Genomic DNA, 16,099 nt, shown 5'->3' with positions numbered 1-16,099 from the left:
CGCTTTCATCCTGCATCATCGCGAGCGCCTCGCCGTGCTCCTCTCCTCGGCCCTGTTCTTGGCGGGCGCGCTGCCGCTGCTCTGGACGATCGCCTGACCGTCTCGGCATTCCATCCCAGAACGAAGAAACACCCCAGGAGCTTGCGCTCCCAGGGTGCTGCCGACCTCGCGGCCAGTTTGATCGGGCTGGGGATGCGAAGGTCAGCCGATCGGCTGCTCTTCGGCGGCGGAAGGTGATGAGGAGGACCAACTACCCCTCACCTGCTGCCGCAACTCCCGGCACAGCCGCCGGGAGCAGCGCGACCGGATCTCAGTACGAGCCGAACTTGTAGTTCAGGCCGGCGCGGACGACGGCGAACTCGTCGTCGCGGCGGCCGATGGCGCTATAGGCGACTGGGACGAGGTTGGCGGCGTTGACCACCAGGGCGCCCTGGTTGCGGGTGCCACGCTCCAGGTTCACGTACAGACCTTCCACCTTCAGCGTCACGGCCGAGGAGCGGAAGAAGTTCAGGAACGAGTCGGTGGGCAGGGCGTACTCGACACCGCCGCCGACAGCGTAGCCGGTGCGGAAGCTGTCGTTGCCGGCGTAGCCGCCGAAGGAGCGGTCGGCGCTGCCCGAGCCGTAGGCGAAGCCGCCGGTGGCGTACACGAGGGTGCGGTCGAAGGCGTAGCCGAGGCGGCCGCGCACGGTGCCGAAGAAGTCGAGGCTGGAGAGGCCGCGCGGGTCGGTGACGTAGTAGCCGGGGGCGACGGCGCCGGAGATGAAGGCGTTGTTCCGGTTACGACCGAAGTCGAGGTACTGGGCGTCAGCCTCGAAGCCGATCACGACACCCGAACCCGGGGTGATCTGCCAGTTGTAGCCGATCTGCGCACCGCCGGAGAAGCCGTCCTGGCTGCGGTCGCGGAAGGAGGCGACAGTGCCCGGAGCAGCGTAGGGGAAGGGCACCGAGAAGGTGTTGTTGGTGCGGCTGCTGGCGTCGAAGGCGTAGCCGGCGTTGATACCGAAGTAGGCGCCGGTCCAGGTGAACACCGGGACGGGAGTGAAGATCGGCGGCGGGGCGGCGCGGCGCGGCAGGTCGGCGGCCGAGGCGGCGGCGGTCAGGGCCGTGAAGGCGGCCAGCGAGGCCAGGAGCTTGGTCATAACGGAAGGTCCAAATTTCGATCTGGAGGTATGGCTACCGGTCCGTGATAGAAAAGGCTGTAGTTTTACGGACACACCATTCGGCGACGGGGTAGAGCGGCTTAGTAAACCGAATATGAACGCGCCCGCGATCGGCAAAATACATCGCCTGACACTCAGCCGGCCGCCACAACATCTCAGAAGCGTTTTGGTTGCAGTCTGCCACCATGTCGCCTGGCAGCTGTGGCCGAACGGCTACAGGATGGGGTAGGCGGTTCGCTGCAGAGTAGGACCCCCACTGGGTTTTCAGCCCCATCATGCCGATCCGGCCCGAGCACCGCTTCTTCTACCCGATCGACTGGGCGCAGCTCTCGGCCGTGATCCGGTTCGGCCGGGCGAAGGGCTGCTGCGAGGGCTGCGGGCGGCCGCACGGGCGGATCGTCTACCACCTCGGAGACGGGCGTTGGTGGGACGCGGAAGCCGGCCGGTGGCGTGACGGGTGGGGCAGGCGGATCCGGGTTGCGGTAGAAGCTGACATCCTCAGGCGGGCTCGCCAGACCCGCGTGGTCCTAGCCGCGGCCCACCGGGACCACGACACCTCGAACAACGCCGATGCCAACCTCGCGGCCTTCTGTCAGCGGTGCCACATGATCCACGACCGGCCCGAACATCAGAGGCGGCGTTGGCGGACGCTGTTCCGCAGGAAGGCGCTCGGGGACCTGTTCGGCGGCCCCTACGCCTGAAGGCTGGCGCAGATCGCTCCGCCGTCAGCTCTGCTGATCGAGTTCCAGATTGTGGATCAGGTCGCCAATTGGATCGCCATCGACAGGCTGCCTCTCGGCAACTGGTGGCACCAGTGCGCCTGGCAGCCTTGGAAATGTCCGGGTTCCTGCCGGCAGAGCAATCGTTGGGCGGTGTGCCAGCAGCGTGCTGCTGTCGGCCATCAAGGCGGCGGGCTCGCTGGCATGCAGCCTTCGGGGCGGGTCAGTCCATATGGTCGGCGTAGACAGCACCTCACGGGTGATAGCGACGACCCGCGCCTGCCGATGCGTTCGCTCATAGTTACCCGGATGAAGAACGTGGGCGGCACCAACCAGCCCAAGTACAGCAATCGCAGTGGTTGTGAGGGTTGATCGATAGTGTTCCATACACGAAGAACGAACGGTCAAGCTCGCCGTTCCTTGCCTCCCCTCGTGATAGCTAACCGTAACTTTACAGGCGCTTCAGCGGCTTGATCCGACGCGAAAACCGTCAGCGCCAGAGTGCGGTGAATTACCGACCTGCAGCTGCAACCAGAGAGGCATTTTCGGGTTGGAAGCCGGACTCCTGGCGAAGCCAGAATGCCCTTGGATCCGATCATGCCAACCGAGCTGCACGACAAGGCCCACATCGACGTCTTCGACCGCGCCGCTCGCGAGCATTGGGCACTGCGCTTCGGGGTGACCGAGGAACGCTTGCGCAAGGCCGTGCGGATGGTGGGCTCCCGTGTCACCAGCGTAGCGGCTTACCTCGGTCATCCTGCCCGGTGACGGGGCAGCCTTGAGCCGCGATCTCTACGTCAGTTCGAACGGCGATCGCTGGCTCCTGCTACGCGATCCGTCCGGCGGGCGCAGCTTTGTCCGCCACGAGGCCAACCCAGCTTCCGGCGGGCACGTCACCGACATCGCATTGGCGGCTTTTCTAGCCGCCGATCGCGGTGGCCCCGAGCATCAGGCGTTATGGGCGTTGATCGGTGAACTCGTCGACGATGGCACTACAGCGCCGTCTGCGATGGCTTAGGCTACGCCACCGCTTTGACGAGTGCATCCGCATCGACGTGAAGCGCAGCGGCGATCTCGGACAGGGCAGCGCGCTCGATGACGGCGATGCCGTCGTGATCTGCTACCTCGACCGCCACTCGAAACACGCCCTCGCGCTGCTCCACGGGCCGACCGGCAATCGCCGCGACCCGTCGCAAATTCTCCGCGCGGCCAGCCCGGGTGCCAGCCCGACCGATCGCCTCGTGTAGCGCCTCATCCAGCATCAGGACGTCGTAGCCCTTCTCCAGGATCGGACTGGCGAGGACGCCGCCGAGGGCTGTTTCCATTTCATCGCCCGCGACCTCGCCATCGGCGACGATCACATTGGCGGCTGCGGAGACACCGGCCTGCATCAGCGCATCGTCGCCGGCATAGGCGGTCACCGTCTGGCGGAAGCGGGCGAGCAGGTCTTGTATGAAGGGCATGCTGATGCGCTGCTGAGCGAGGTATGTCGGAGACGGATTTCTAACGGCACCAGGGGGCAGCGCCACACCAGCGCATACGCGCCACCGAGCCAGTGACGACAGGGTCGCCGACGAGGCGATGATCCCCTTCCGTCTTCGGCCTACTCGCCTCCGCCAGCATGGCTGCGGAGAAACAGCACAACATCAGGGCGGCGATCCATAGGAGGGCCCGAAAGGTGCGGAGGGGACGCTTCGACATGGTCGGCAGCGTGGTGGCGTAGCGTTAGCGAAGCCTTTCCAGCCTCCCCGTCAGAGAGTTTGTCAAACAGCGTGGAATGTTGACCCCGGATCGGCGTCCAAAATTGACCCCCTGGATGGATGTGTCGTGACGCCCCTGGTCAGCCCGGCGGAGCGGATCGAGGTGGCGCAGCCGGGCTGATCAGGGATCCAGAAGGCGCGACGGGTAGCCGACCTCAGGCGCGGTTCTTGAAGCGCCAGCTCTCGTTGCCGGTCTCGACGATCTCGCAGTGGTGTGTGAGCCGGTCGAGCAGCGCGGTCGTCATCTTGGCGTCGCCGGCAAACACCGCCGGCCATTCCCCGAAGGCGAGGTTGGTGGTGACCACGATCGAGGTGGTCTCGTAGAGCTTGCTGATCAGGTGGAACAGCAACTGCCCGCCCGACTGCGCGAACGGCAGGTAGCCGAGTTCGTCCAGCACCACGAGGTCGAGGCGGGCGAGGTGGTCGGCGATGCGGCCCTGCCGGCCGGCCCGCGCCTCCGCTTCGAGCCGGTTGACGAGGTCGACCACGTTGTAGAACCGAGCCCGGGCCCCGTCCCGGATGCAGGCCCGGGCCATCGCGATGGCCAGATGCGTCTTGCCGGTGCCGGTGCCGCCGACCAGCACGACGTTGCGCTGGTGGGCCAGGAACTCGCCGCCGGCGAGATCGCGCACCAGCATCTCGTTGATCGGCGTGCCGGCGAAGGCGAACTCGGCGAGGTCCTTGGCCAGGGGCAGCTTGGCGATCGTCATCTGGTAGCGGATCGAGCGGGCCTGCTTCTCGCTGATCTCGGCCTGGAGCAGGTCGCCGACGATCTGCTGCGGCTCGTGGGTGCGCTTGACTGCGACCTTGATGATCTCGTCGTAGGCCGCCTTCATCCCGAACAACTTCAGCTCGCCCATCGTGGCGAGGATCTGCTGGCGTTCCATCATCGGGCTCTCCTCAGGCTGTCGTAGCGGGCGCAGTCGGCAACGGGTTCGTGGCGCAGCCGCAGACCCTCGGGCGTCGGGAGGGTGACGGCGGCAGCAGGCTCGCGCTGGCGAGCCAGGATGTTGAGGACGACGTCGGCCGAGTGGACGCCTTCGCGCAGCGCCTCGGCACAGGCGGCTTCGACCGCGGGCAGGCCATCGCCGAGCACGGCGGTGAGGATCTCGACCATCTGGCGGTCGCCGTCGGCGCTGCCGGCAAGCTTGCGCCGGATCCGGTCGAGGGCGGCGGGCAGAACCCAGTCCTTGAACGGCGCCCCGTTGCGCAGCGCGCCGGGTTTGCGGGCGAGCACGGGAACGTAGTGCCAGGGATCGAACACCGTCTGGCCACGGCCGAAGGCGCGGGCATGCTCGGCAACGATGCGGCCGTCCTGGCGGATCTCGACACGCTCGGCGTAGGCGCGCACCTCGACCGGACGGCCAATGGCCGAGGCGGCCACCGAGTACTTGTTGTTGTCGAAGCGCACGAGGCAGGTCGAGGAGACGGCGGCCGGCACGGCGTGGAAGCCGTCGAAGCAGCCGGCATAGGGCACCAGCGCCGCCCGCTCGGCCTCGAACCGCTCCCAGACGCTGCGCTCGCGCTCCTCGGGATGAGGATGGGCCTTGGCGTAGGCGATCACCCCGTCGAGCAGCATGGCGTTCAGTTCGTCGTAGCTCTTCACCCGGATGCGCGGGGTGAACAGGCGCTCGCGCACCAGCCCGACCTGGTTCTCGACCTGCCCCTTCTCCCAGCCCGAGGCCGGCGTGCAGGCCACCGGCTCGACGAGATAGTGCGAGCACATCTGCAGGAAGCGGCGATTGTAGGCGCGCTCGCGCCCGACGAAGATCGTCTCCACCGCGGTCTTCATGTTGTCGTAGATCCCGCGCTGGCAGGCACCGCGGAAGAAGGCGAACGCCCGGTCATGGGCGTCGAAGACCATCTCCTGGCTCTCACGCGGGTAGGCCCGCACGAACAACATGCGCGAGTGGCAGAGCCGGACGTGGGCGACCTTGACCGTCGTGGTCACGCCGCCGATCAGCACGATCTCGTGGCTCCAGTCGAACTGGTAGGCCTCGCCCGGGGCGAAGGAGAGCGGCACGAAGGCGGGCGCCGTGATGGCAGTGCGCTCCCGCTTCCAGCCCTTGGCGTAGCGGCGCACCGCGTCGTAGCCGCCCTCGTAGCCGAGACCGCGCAGCGCCTCGAACACCCGGATCAGGGTCAGCCGCTCGCGCGGCGGCCGGCTGGCGTTCGTGGCCAGCATCCGGTCGAGGTCGTCCCGCCATGGTCCCAGCTTGGGCAGCGGCTGCACCTCGCGCTCGTAGGCGAAGCTGGTGGCTCCCGAGCGGATGACCTTGCGCACGGTGTTGCGGGAGACGTGCAGGTCGCGGACGATATCCTTGATCGACCGGCCGCGAATGAAGAACTCGCGCCGGATGCGCGCAATCGTGTCCACGCCCTTCATCCCCCACCACCCGTCCGGTCGTCCCGGAGGGCAGTCTGCGAGAGCAAGTTTCAGGGGGTCAGAATTGGACGCCGATCCCCCGCATCAGGGGGTCAAAGTTGCACGCCGAAACACATGCTGAGCGAGAGTGAGCGACGGTGCGCCCGATCATAGGCTAGACCGATTGGCATTCCGGACAGGCGCGCTGCTCTGAAGGGCGGCACCCAACTGAATTTTGAATGCAGTTGTGGGCCGCTTCACCGCTCGGCGCGTTGCCAAGCATGGCCATTGACGATCGATCCGCCCGCACCATCGCGACGCTGAAACAGCTCGCCCGCGAACTCAATGTACCGGTTGAGGCATTCCTCCAAGCGCCCGCAGAGGGCGAGGCAGGAGACCTACTGACCCTCGCGCGCCTTTGGTCCGCGATACCGGACACACAGGGGCGTCGCCGGGTCCTCAGCGTAGCGCGCCAGGAAGCGGAGCGATCCGAGGGCAAGGAGCGCGCCTGATCCGTCCCAATCCACGTTGGGCAACCCCGCTTCTGGCCGCATGGCCGCCGCGCCGCGCCTGCCGTAGCTCGGCCATATGGCTCCCAGTTTCGCACCCACCATGCTCCCCAACGCCGCCGCCCTATGGCGCAGCGCGCTTGAGGATCTGTCCGAGCACGCCTCTCCCTGCCGGTATCTCCTCCCGGCTCGGTGGGCGGCTCTCCGGACGAACGCCATAGCCTTCTGCGACCAGTTCGGCGCCGAGGCCCACCGGCATGGCTGGACGGCGCCTGAGCTGTTCGCGGTGCATCCGGAGCACGGCACCCTGCGCGTGGACTACTGCGGGGTCCTGATGGTGGTGAGCGAGCCTGTCCGAGGTGTCGAGGCGCAGCGGATCCTGTTCGAGCGGCTGACCGGCTACCGGAACAAGGTCGGCCAGCAATGGGGCATCCCGGTCTGGGAGTTCGCCAGGAAGGGCCACTAGGTCGCGGACTCATTAAGCTCGCAGCCAGACCCGCAGGGCTGCGAGCTTGACGCTGGCTAGGAAGTTGTCGGGATCCTTGTCGTAACGGGTGGCGACGGCCCGGAAGTGCTTGATCTTGCTGAAGAAGCGCTCGACCAAGTTGCGGTACTTGTACAGGAACGGGCTGAACGCCGGCACTCGCTTGCGGTTGGGCATCGGCTTCACATTCGCCCACGCGCCCTGCTCCGCCATCCGAGTGCGAAGCGCGTCGCTGTCATAGGCTCGATCCCCCAGCAGGATCTGGCCCGTGCCCAGACCGCCCAGCATGTCGGCCGCCGCGCGCCCATCGTGCGCTTGACCCGCAGTGATTTTGAGCGCCACCGGACGGCCGTCAGCATCCACCAAAGCGTGGATCTTGCTCGTCAGGCCGCCGCGCGAGCGACCCATGCCACCGGATCGGCCATCTTTTTTTGGGCGCAGGCGGCATGCTGGTGAACCCGCACGCTGGTCGCGTCGATCATCTGCAGGTCGCCGTCGTAAGCCTTTGACACCGCATCCAAAAGCCGATCCCAGATGCCACGCTTGCGCCAGCGCCGAAAACGGTTGCCGCAGGTCGTATGTGGGCCGTAGCGCGCCGGGATGTCGGCCCAGGGCGCGCCCGTGCGCAGCCGCCAGAAGATCCCATTCAGCACCCGCCGATCATCCACGCGCTCCTTGCCGCGCACGTCCGTCGGCAACAGCGGTTCGATCACCGCCCACTCCGCATCCGTCAGATCAAACCGCGCCATCAAGGCCCTCCTGCTCAGAGGGCTAACGACGCCGCGGTTCAACCGTGCCAGCCGTTATGGGTTCGCGACCTAATGCGTGACGAGGGGAGCGCTCTGCGGGTCCGGCCGTTGCCCTGGATGCGCACAGCCCTCGTCGTCCTGATCATGCTCGTTCGCTTCGGACCCGACCTCGTCTACGCGGCGGGCGACACGCTCCCCCATCCGGATCCATCGCATCAGACGACAGCGCCCAAGTGGGTCGTCAGCCCGCCTGCGGTGGTGGTGATCCATCCGCCTTCGGGGTGAGAAGGACGCTTAGGCGGCCGTAGGCTAAGGCAAAAACCTGCGCTTCATCCGAATGTCTGCGGATGTGTGGCCAGCCTTCCGACCTGCAGACTGGCCGACCTACTCAGACGCGACTGCCTCTTCGCCATCCTTGACGCCCAGCGCGGCCTTCTCGGCAAGGAGCGTCGCCAGCGCCTCACGAACGCGGTTGCCTTGCTCAACGAACGGCAAGTCACCTGCATCAAGCAGCGTGTTCCGATATCGCGTCTGGATCGCAGCCAGCTGCGTCGCCAGCCCGATTTTCGGGGCCGTCTTCTGTTCGGCCTTTGGCTTGGCTGCGGCTTTTTTCTTGGCAGGCTTCTTGTCTGGCATGCCGAAGGCTACAGCGTCCTTTTCGGGCCGTCCATCAACCCTAGTCGGATTGCTAATGCGAGCACGACGGGCCCGGTGATGGCATCGCCGCCATCGACTCGATAGACATTGGTCGCACCGGCTACTTCTTCGACGCGGTGGCCGGAGGATCGAAGGGCTTCCACGGCCTTGATGATCCGCTCTGCAATAATGGTCTCAGCCTATTGCGCCCGGCCTGGCCCATCCCGCAGGCCAGCTCGCACAGCCAGGGCCAACAGCTCATCATCGGAGATCCAGGGGCCATCATCGACCCGCCAACGCTCGAAGGCTTCATCAGGCTCGACCGTATGGCCGCGAGCTCGAAGCCCGTTCACGGCATCCAGGATGGGGTTGTGCCCTTCTGTCATGCTGCTACGCGGACGCGATCAGCATCCAGTTGCGGGCCCGAGCCAGTCGGTCTTCGTCCGAGGCAAGCGGCATGTCTGTGATGACGCGATCGACGATGTGGCGCGTCGTCTCCTGGTCGAGCTATGCGGGAGATTGGGTGACGACGGTGGATTGAAGGCGGCGTATCGAGGCGGGTGTCGAGCCTGCCAGAACCTCTCATTGAGAGCGATACGCCTATGCAGACACCTACCAACATCGTCCGGCTTCGTCAGCCCGAGGCCATCGACGATCCCCTGACGGACGTGCTGCGCGCCGGTGCCCGCCGCCTGCTCGCCCAGGCCGTGGAGTTGGAAGCCGATGCCTTCCTGAGCGCGATGCAGGATCTGCGGATGCCGGACGGACGCGCCCGGCTCGTGCGGCACGGCCACGGGCCAGAGCGGGCGATCCAGACCGGCATCGGCCCGGTGCCGGTCGCGCGGGTCCGCGTCCGGGACCGCGGCGCGAGCGGGTCCGAGGACCGGATCCGGTTCACCTCGACGCTCCTGCCGAAGTGGGCGCGGCGCACCCGCAGCCTGGATGCGCTGCTGCCGGTGCTGTACCTGCGCGGCGTGTCCACCGGCGACTTCCAGGAGGCGCTGGCAGCCCTTCTGGGGCGTGACGCCCCGAACCTGTCGCCGGCCGTCATCGCCCGGCTGACGGCGAGCTGGGCGGACGAGTATGCCCGCTGGCAGGGCCGCGACCTCTCGGCCCGCCGCTACGTCTACGTCTGGGCCGACGGGGTCTACCTGCAGGCCCGGATGGAGGACCAGGCCGAGTGCATGCTCGTGCTGATCGGCGCGACGCCCGAGGGCCGGAAGGAACTCGTCGGCTTCCAAGTGGGCGTGCGAGAGAGCGCCCAGAGCTGGCGCGAGTTGCTCGTCGACGTGAAGCGGCGCGGGCTGGCGATCGCGCCCGAGATCGCGGTCGGCGACGGCGCTCTCGGCTTCTGGCGGGCGTTGGATGAGGTCTTCCCCGGCACAGCTCACCAACGCTGCTGGGTGCACAAGACCGCCAACATCCTCGACAAGGTTCCGAAATCCGTCCAGCCGGCGATGAAGGCGGATCTGCGGGAGATCCACGGCGCGCCGACCCGGGCGGCCGCCGAAGTGGCACTGACCGTCTTCGTCGAGAAATACGGGGCCAAATACGCGCGCGCTGCCGACTGCCTGACCAAGGACCGGGAGGCGCTGCTGGGGTTCTACGACTTCCCGGCCGAGCACTGGGACCACCTGCGCAGCTCGAACCCGATCGAGAGTGTGTTTGCCACCGTCCGGCACCGCACGGTCCGGACCAAGGGCGCACTCTCGTCCACGACCGCCAAGCTGATGGTGTTCAAGCTCGTGATGGCGGCCTCGAAAACCTGGCGTCGGCTGAAGGGCGAAAACCAGTTGCCCAAGGTCGTGGCTGGCGTCATCTTCCGCGACGGGACCGAGGTCACCGCGAGCCCAGATTGATCGGCCCCCACGAGGTGGTCCAAGGTCAAAGTTAGTGCAGGGTTGGTCGCTGGACCACGGCGAGCTTGGCCGGTGCAGCCGGCCTAGCGGCTATAGCTGGCACGAACACCTCTGGCGCTGGCGGCCGGTAGCCCAATGCGCCATGCGGCCGAACCGTATTGTAGTGCCGTCGCCAGCCCTCGATCATGATCTGCGCCTCCTTGAGCGTGTAAAAAATCTCGCCATTCAGCAGCTCGTTGCGTATCTGTGCGTTGAAGCTCTCGACATATCCGTTCTCCCACGGCGAACCAGGGGTGATGTAGGCCGTCCTTGTGCCAACGGCCGCAATCCAGGACTGCACCGACTTGGCGATGAACTCCGGACCATTGTCTGACCGAATGTGCGCCGGCACGCCGCGCAGGATGAACAGGTCGGACAGCACATCGATCACGTCGGCCGCCTTGAGCTTGCGATCCACTCGGATGGCCAGGCACTCGCGGCTGAACTCGTCGAGGACGTTGAGCATCCGGAACTTGCGCCCGTCGTGGGTGCGCGTCTCGACGAAGTCGTAGGACCAGACGTGATTGCGGTGCTCCGGGCGCAGCCGGATACAGGAACCATCCCCGTCCCACAGCCGTGCGCGCTTGGGCTGGCGGGCCGGGACCTTCAGCCCCTCCTGCCGCCATAGGCGCTCGACCCGCTTGTCGTTGACCAGCCAGCCGTCCGCCCGCAGTAGGGCGGCGACCTTCCGATAGCCGTAGCGCCCGTAGCTACGGGCAAATTCGATCAGCTCGGCGACGAGCGCCGCCTCGTCATCTTTGCCCCGCGGCGCCTTGCGCTGTGTCGAGCGATGCTGCCCGAGTGCCTTGCAGGCCCGACGCTCGGAGACCTTCAGCACGGTCCGGACATGCTCGATGCAGGCGCGTCGGCGCGCGGGGCTGGTCAGTTTCCCCGGGCGGCTTCCTGCAGGATCAGCTTGTCCAGGGTGAGATCGGCGATGGCTTTTCTGAGCCGCTGGTTCTCCGTCTCCAGATCCTTCATCCGCCGGACCTGATCCGACTTCAGGCCGCCGTACTCACGCCGCCAGCGGTAGTAGGTCACCTCACTCACGCCGATCGCGCGGATCGCCTCCGCCACGCTCTGGCCTTGCCCGACCAGCACGTCCGCCTGCCGCAGCTTGGCGACGATCTCCTCAGGCTTGGGTCGCTTCCTCGACATCGATCCGTCCTCCAGGCTCAAAGCCATACCAAAGGGCGGACCACTTCATTGGGGGCGGATCAAAGACGCCTTTCGACTGAGCCGCACAATAAGCGGATTCCTTCCAAGTGACGGTCGTGGAAGGGGTTTCCGTTTCGCGCTGCGAAGGGGCGGTGCGGTATAGAATTCTCCCGTCTTCCGGCCGCCTGACGACGACGGGAGCTGTGGATCCGGCCGTCGCGGCGTCGGGCCTCGGTAGTTCCCATCGGCCCCGGGGGCGGGTGAGGATCGCATCCTCGTCCAGCACCAGCACGTCGAGGCAGGGGGGACCCGCCATATCCCGGGCGCTTGGTTCCGGGAGACGTGCGGGTGCCCGGTGAACGATGTCGATGGCGCGCACCGTCCAGGGCAGGGTGATATCGGCCAATGCCGATTCGAAGGCGGCCGGCACGACGAGGCGCGTCGGCACCGGCCGGAGCAGGGCGATTCGGAAGCTCGCCGAGTCGAACGGGATCAAGGTTTCCAGGGAGGCGCCCGAGGCGAGCGCCAGCCCGAGTCCGGTCACGAGACCGCGCAAGTCGTGGGGCGGCAGGAGGGTGAGGACGCGCTCCGGCGAGGCGAGCCGTTCCCGGTGCGCGGCAACGGCGGCGTCGAACCCGGCCGCGTCACGCTTCACCGGGCGGCGCGGGTCGGCCACGGCGAAGGTGAGGAGTCCGAGCCCCCTCTGCGGATCGATGACCCCACGCTCGAGCGCCATGGCGTCGAGGCTGATAACGCCGTCCGGCAATCCTGGCCCGAAGGCGGCGATGAAGCGCAGGCTGAAATGGCGCAGGGCCGTATGGGTGAGTTCCTCGGCCGGGCGCCGCTGTCCGCGCCGCCCCTCGGTGAGCACGGCGACGAGCCCCGCCGATTCGACTGCGCAGGAAAGGGCATCCTCATCCCAGACCGGAGAGAGCAGGCAGGGCAGGTGGCCCGCCGCCTCGACGGCGAGATGGGCGAGAGTGGCTTCGGCGCCGCCCGCGAAGCAAAGGCCGATCCGGCTGCCCGGAGCCAAACGCCACGCGGCGATGCCGCGCGCCAACCGCCCGACGATCTCGGCGGCGGCCGCGTAGGTCCAATTGATCGAGGGACGCCCGCACCAAGCGGTCCTGTCGCCTGAATCGCGCAGAAGTGTCCGCTGCGGATGGACCTGCGCCGCCGCGATCAGCGCGGAGGCCAGCCCATGCCGCAACGGCTCATCGGCGGGCGGTGCCGAAAATTCCGCCGCGTGCGCGCTCACTCGAACCCCTGTCGGACAGCGTTCGCGCTCACCTTCCCCGGCCATGGTTAACCGGCCGTTGACGCCGTCGAAGGCTGCGCCTCTCGATGCGCCTCTTGCGGCGGGACGGCGGGAAGCCTAGGGAGGCCCCCGTCTGCTTGCGGATCCAAGGGCAGGTGGCGTCATGCCTTCGCCTCAATCGGAAGGGAAGCAGCCGCCCGGCCGAAATGCCGGATGCTTCTGATCCGCAACGGCCGACGGCCAGACCGTACCGACCGGGTTTCGAGCGGCGAGTGAGATCGCGGCACGCTCCCCGGGAGCTTCGGCAAGCCGCCGCACAGGTTCCACGTCCAGGTAACGAACGCCCTAAGGAATAAGAGCCGATGTCCTTCACCCGCTCCGCGCCGTTCGCGCGCGCCGCCTTCCTCGGCCTCGCGGGCCTCGCGCTGGCGACGGTTCCGGCCGCGGCTCAGCCGAAGAAGCCTGCCCCGGCGGCTCCCGCTCCGGCCGCTCCCGCACCGTCCCAGACACCAGCCGCGCAGACCGCCGGTCAGACCGGTCCGCAGATCGTCACGCTGAAGTCCGAGCCGAGCCAGGCCGACTGGACCAAGGTGTGCGGCAAGGATCAGGGTTCGGGCACGGACATCTGCTACACCACCCGTGACTTCGTGTCGGACCAGGGCCAGCCGGTCCTCGCCGCCGCCGTCTACGATATGAAGAACACGGCCCAGAAGCAGGAAGTGCGCGTGGTGCGCTTCCTCCTGCCGCTCGGCCTGCTGCTGCAGCCGGGCATCCGTTTCAGCATCGACGGCCAGGGCGCCACCGCGGGCCGCTTCGCCGTGTGCTTCCCGAACGGCTGCTTCGCCGAGGTCGGCGGCGTGGATGCGGGCGTGATTGCCGCCCTCAAGAAGGGCACCACGCTCAACGTCTCCGTCCAGAACCAGACCCAGCGCGAGGTGACCTTCGCCGTGCCGCTCGCCGGCTTCGGCAAGGCCTTCGACGGCCCGGCCATGGACCCGAAGGTGCTCGAGGAGCAGCAGAAGAAGCTTCAGTCCGAGCTGGAGAAGCGCAGCGAAGAGATGCGCAAGAAGCTCGAGACGCAGCAGGGCGCGGCTCCCGCTGCTCCGGCTCCGGCTCCGGCCGCCAAGTAAGCGTCGTGTGACGCGGGGCGCCGCTTGGCGCCCCCTTCAACGCAAGAAGGGCCGGACAGCGATTGCCCGGCCCTTCTTGCGTCGGGAAGACGGTACGAAGCCGGATCAGTTCGTCGGCCGGTCACGCATCCGGTAGGTGCCGGAGGCATCACGCTCGAACATCTCCTTGATGCCTGCGTGGCGCAAAGCCTCGCCCGACGTGTCGGGCAGCAGGTTCTGCTCGGACACGTAGGCGACGTATTCCGTTTCGGCGTTCTCGGCGAGAAGATGGTAGAACGGCTGGTCCTTGCGCGGTCGCACTTCCTCAGGAATCGCGAGCCACCATTCCTCGGTATTGTCGAACACCGGATCGACGTCGAACACGATGCCGCGGAAGGGATAGATCTTGTGCCGCACGATGGCGCCGATGCCAAACTTCGCGGTCTTGAGTGTCACGTCCGTCATCAGTCGTTCCGTCCTGCGCGTGAGATAATCGCGCGGGGCGGTTCTGTCACCGTGGACGGTGGCAGCTTCATTCGCCTGTCACGATGCCGAGGTCCCGCGCGATGGCACGGGCGGTCGCCTCCCGGCGAGCAATGAGATCGGAGGCCGCCCCGCGAACTGCCGAGACCGTCTGCGGCGAGGCCGTGCGCGGGGTGCCGCTGTCGAAGGGCGGCTCCGGCGCATATTGCATCATCAGTTGGATCGCCTTCGCCGTCTCCTCGCCGCGCAGACGCGCCGCGAGCGTCAGGGCGCCGTCGATCCCGGCGGTGACGCCCGCCGCGAAAATCCAATCCCCGTCGATCACCACACGTGAGTCGACCGGAATCGCTCCGAAGTACGGCAGCAGATCGACCGCGCTCCAGTAGGTCGTGGCGCGACGCCCCTTGAGCAGCCCCGCCGCGCCAAGGATCAGCGCACCCGTGCAAACGGAGAAAACGACCTTCGCCCCCGCCGCCTGATTCCGCACCCAGCGGAGCACGGCCTCATCGCGCATCAGCGCCTCCTGTCCGGCGCCACCGGGGATGTGGAGCACGTCGAGTTGCGGGGCCTCCGCAATGGCGGCATCGGGCACAAGGCGCAGGCCGCGCACGTCGCGGACCGGGGCGCCATCCGGCGAGTACAGCCTCAACGTCGCGTTCGGCAGCCGCGACAGCACCTCGAACGGGCCGGTGAGGTCGATCTGGTCGATGCCTTCGAAGAGCAGGGAGCCGATGGTGAGCGGCGTGTCGTGCGGGATCATGGCGCGTCTCCTGTCTGGACGGAGAGACCTTAGCGCGTCATTCTCTGGCCGAAATGCCAAAGATCCCTCACTTTCCGCCACCTCTCCCCGAGCCGCCCCGCATCATCGAGATCCTGGCCTTCCCACAGGTTCAGCTCCTCGACGTGGCGGGACCGTTGCAGGTCTTCGCGACGGCCAACGAGCGCCTGGGCCTCCCCACCGAGCCCTATACGCCGCGCGTCGTGGCGCCGGGCTCGGGCTCGCTCCCGGCCTCGTCGGGGCTCGGGCTCATGGCCCTTCCGCTGCCTCGGGTGGACGCGCCCGTCGATACGCTGATCGTGGCGGGGGGACCCGGCGTCACGTCCGCCTGCGCCGATCCGGCCCTCGTCGACTTCGTGGAGGGGCGGGCGGCGCGGGCGAGGCGCGTCGCCTCGGTCTGCACCGGAGCGTTCCTGCTCGCCGAGACGGGACGTCTCGATGGCAGGCGTGCCGCGACGCATTGGGCGCATTGCGACCGGTTGAAGGCGCTGCACCCGCGCATCCAGGTCGAGGCCGATCCGATTTTCGTGCGGGACGGCACGATCTGGACCTCGGCGGGGGTGACGGCCGGAATTGACCTCGCCCTTGCCCTGGTGGAGGAAGATCTCGGGCGGGAGGCAGCACTCGCCATCGCCCGCCACCTCGTCATGTTCCTCAAGCGGCCGGGCGGTCAGGCGCAGTTCAGTGCCACCCTCGCGCTCCAGGGCGGTGAGGATCGCTTCGCCGACCTTCATGCCTGGATCGGCCGGAACCTCTCCTGCGACCTGTCGCTGCCGGTCCTCGCCGCGCAGGCGGGCATGAGCGAGCGCACGCTCAACCGGCGCTATCGGGAGGCAACGGGAACGACCCCGGCCAAGGGGATCGAGCGCCTGCGGCTGGAGGCGGCCCGGCGAGCGCTCGCGGAGACGCGGGCGCCGGTGAAGCGGATCGCCCGCGAATGCGGCTTCGGCACGGAGGAGACGATGCGGCGCGCCTTCCTGCGCCACGTCGCCGCGACGCCGCAGGATTACCGGGCGCGTTTCGGCGCCTGA

General features: G+C 67.5%; 20 protein-coding genes. 9 read left to right on the top strand and 11 right to left on the bottom strand.

All coding sequences use genetic code 11. The features are described from left to right. Positions 1-310: 310 nt before the first annotated feature. Positions 311-1,141: an outer membrane protein gene (locus J4O73_RS16125; protein ID WP_426218881.1), complete on the bottom strand. Its 831-nt coding sequence runs from the start codon at positions 1,139-1,141 to the stop codon at positions 311-313. 296 nt (positions 1,142-1,437) lie between these two features. Between J4O73_RS16125 and J4O73_RS16120 the strand changes: the two genes are divergently transcribed. Then, complete coding sequence (locus J4O73_RS16120) at positions 1,438-1,863, top strand: hypothetical protein (protein ID WP_426218880.1); 426 nt, start codon at positions 1,438-1,440, stop codon at positions 1,861-1,863. A 24-nt stretch (positions 1,864-1,887) separates the two neighbouring features. On the opposite strand, the gene J4O73_RS16115 is transcribed toward J4O73_RS16120, so the two are convergent. Continuing rightward, the gene (locus J4O73_RS16115; RefSeq protein ID WP_426218879.1) at positions 1,888-2,289 is read right to left on the bottom strand and encodes a hypothetical protein; all 402 of its coding nucleotides are present in this window, start codon (positions 2,287-2,289) and stop codon (positions 1,888-1,890) included. 189 nt (positions 2,290-2,478) lie between these two features. Here J4O73_RS16115 and J4O73_RS16110 point away from each other — a divergent pair, with 189 nt between their 5' ends. Together J4O73_RS16110 and J4O73_RS16105 are read left to right on the top strand one after the other, a co-directional pair. Then, complete coding sequence (locus J4O73_RS16110; protein WP_203140380.1) at positions 2,479-2,649, top strand: DUF3606 domain-containing protein; 171 nt, start codon at positions 2,479-2,481, stop codon at positions 2,647-2,649. A 10-nt stretch (positions 2,650-2,659) separates the two neighbouring features. Next, a complete protein-coding gene (locus J4O73_RS16105) occupies positions 2,660-2,899 on the top strand; it encodes a hypothetical protein (protein WP_426218878.1) in 240 nt (79 codons plus the stop codon). 1 nt (position 2,900) lies between these two features. Here J4O73_RS16105 and J4O73_RS16100 read toward each other — a convergent pair whose 3' ends face one another. The 3 genes from J4O73_RS16100 to istA form a co-directional block, all read right to left on the bottom strand. Then, positions 2,901-3,344: a tellurite resistance TerB family protein gene (locus J4O73_RS16100; RefSeq protein WP_426218877.1), complete on the bottom strand. Its 444-nt coding sequence runs from the start codon at positions 3,342-3,344 to the stop codon at positions 2,901-2,903. 452 nt (positions 3,345-3,796) lie between these two features. Next, positions 3,797-4,531: an IS21-like element ISMdi27 family helper ATPase IstB gene (gene istB, locus J4O73_RS16095; RefSeq protein ID WP_278305569.1), complete on the bottom strand. Its 735-nt coding sequence runs from the start codon at positions 4,529-4,531 to the stop codon at positions 3,797-3,799. Next, positions 4,528-6,027, bottom strand: coding sequence for an IS21-like element ISMdi27 family transposase (istA, locus tag J4O73_RS16090; protein WP_278305570.1), 1,500 nt, complete (start codon positions 6,025-6,027; stop codon positions 4,528-4,530). The genes istB and istA overlap by 4 nt, the downstream gene beginning before the upstream one ends. Positions 6,028-6,287: 260 nt before the next feature. Between istA and J4O73_RS16085 the strand changes: the two genes are divergently transcribed. Both J4O73_RS16085 and J4O73_RS16080 read left to right on the top strand, forming a co-directional pair. Then, positions 6,288-6,518, top strand: coding sequence for a hypothetical protein (locus J4O73_RS16085; RefSeq protein ID WP_426218876.1), 231 nt, complete (start codon positions 6,288-6,290; stop codon positions 6,516-6,518). A gap of 100 nt (positions 6,519-6,618) precedes the next feature. Further along, entirely contained in the window at positions 6,619-6,981 is a 363-nt protein-coding gene (locus tag J4O73_RS16080; RefSeq protein ID WP_426218875.1) for a hypothetical protein, read from the top strand. Positions 6,982-6,993: 12 nt separating this feature from the next. Here J4O73_RS16080 and J4O73_RS16075 read toward each other — a convergent pair. Further along, positions 6,994-7,748, bottom strand: a protein-coding gene (locus tag J4O73_RS16075; RefSeq protein ID WP_354455430.1) for an IS5 family transposase whose coding sequence is annotated in 2 segments (ribosomal slippage) — positions 6,994-7,424 and positions 7,424-7,748 — 756 coding nt in all. Because the reading frame shifts where the segments join, the coding sequence is not laid out codon by codon here. 117 nt (positions 7,749-7,865) lie between these two features. Here J4O73_RS16075 and J4O73_RS16070 point away from each other — a divergent pair. Continuing rightward, positions 7,866-8,033 (top strand): hypothetical protein, encoded by a 168-nt coding sequence (locus tag J4O73_RS16070; RefSeq protein WP_426218874.1) that lies wholly within the window; start codon positions 7,866-7,868, stop codon positions 8,031-8,033. A 99-nt stretch (positions 8,034-8,132) separates the two neighbouring features. Here the strand turns inward: J4O73_RS16070 and J4O73_RS16065 are convergent, their stop codons facing one another. Continuing rightward, on the bottom strand, positions 8,133-8,384 hold the full coding sequence (locus tag J4O73_RS16065; protein WP_426218873.1) for a hypothetical protein: 252 nt from the start codon (positions 8,382-8,384) through the stop codon (positions 8,133-8,135). A 602-nt stretch (positions 8,385-8,986) separates the two neighbouring features. Between J4O73_RS16065 and J4O73_RS16060 the strand changes: the two genes are divergently transcribed. Further along, on the top strand, positions 8,987-10,243 hold the full coding sequence (locus tag J4O73_RS16060) for an IS256 family transposase (protein ID WP_426218872.1): 1,257 nt from the start codon (positions 8,987-8,989) through the stop codon (positions 10,241-10,243). Between the two features lie 31 nt (positions 10,244-10,274). Here the strand turns inward: J4O73_RS16060 and J4O73_RS16055 are convergent. Together J4O73_RS16055 and J4O73_RS16050 are read right to left on the bottom strand one after the other, a co-directional pair. Further along, a protein-coding gene (locus J4O73_RS16055; protein WP_426218982.1) for an IS3 family transposase occupies positions 10,275-11,440 on the bottom strand; the annotation gives its coding sequence in 2 pieces (ribosomal slippage) (positions 10,275-11,176 and positions 11,176-11,440; 1,167 coding nt in all). Further along, the gene (locus J4O73_RS16050) at positions 11,415-12,698 is read right to left on the bottom strand and encodes an AMP-binding protein (protein ID WP_426218871.1); all 1,284 of its coding nucleotides are present in this window, start codon (positions 12,696-12,698) and stop codon (positions 11,415-11,417) included. Before J4O73_RS16050 ends, J4O73_RS16055 begins: the two co-directional genes overlap by 26 nt. A gap of 362 nt (positions 12,699-13,060) precedes the next feature. On the opposite strand from J4O73_RS16050, the gene J4O73_RS16045 reads away from it, so the two are divergent. Then, positions 13,061-13,828 carry an invasion associated locus B family protein gene (locus J4O73_RS16045; protein WP_426218870.1) on the top strand — a complete coding sequence of 256 codons (768 nt, stop codon included), beginning with the start codon at positions 13,061-13,063 and terminating at the stop codon, positions 13,826-13,828. A gap of 105 nt (positions 13,829-13,933) precedes the next feature. Here J4O73_RS16045 and hspQ read toward each other — a convergent pair whose 3' ends face one another. Both hspQ and J4O73_RS16035 read right to left on the bottom strand, forming a co-directional pair. Beyond that, positions 13,934-14,272: a heat shock protein HspQ gene (gene hspQ / locus J4O73_RS16040; RefSeq protein WP_378971404.1), complete on the bottom strand. Its 339-nt coding sequence runs from the start codon at positions 14,270-14,272 to the stop codon at positions 13,934-13,936. Between the two features lie 67 nt (positions 14,273-14,339). Further along, positions 14,340-15,050, bottom strand: a complete 711-nt coding sequence (locus tag J4O73_RS16035; protein ID WP_426218869.1) for a DJ-1/PfpI family protein — start codon at positions 15,048-15,050, stop codon at positions 14,340-14,342. A gap of 53 nt (positions 15,051-15,103) precedes the next feature. On the opposite strand from J4O73_RS16035, the gene J4O73_RS16030 reads away from it, so the two are divergent. Continuing rightward, the gene (locus J4O73_RS16030; RefSeq protein ID WP_426218868.1) at positions 15,104-16,099 is read left to right on the top strand and encodes a GlxA family transcriptional regulator; all 996 of its coding nucleotides are present in this window, start codon (positions 15,104-15,106) and stop codon (positions 16,097-16,099) included.

The sequence above is a fragment of the Methylobacterium sp. NFXW15 genome, from assembly GCF_049887755.1.
Classification (GTDB): Bacteria; Pseudomonadota; Alphaproteobacteria; order Rhizobiales; family Beijerinckiaceae; genus Methylobacterium.
This window is presented reverse-complemented; position numbering and strand designations above follow the sequence as displayed.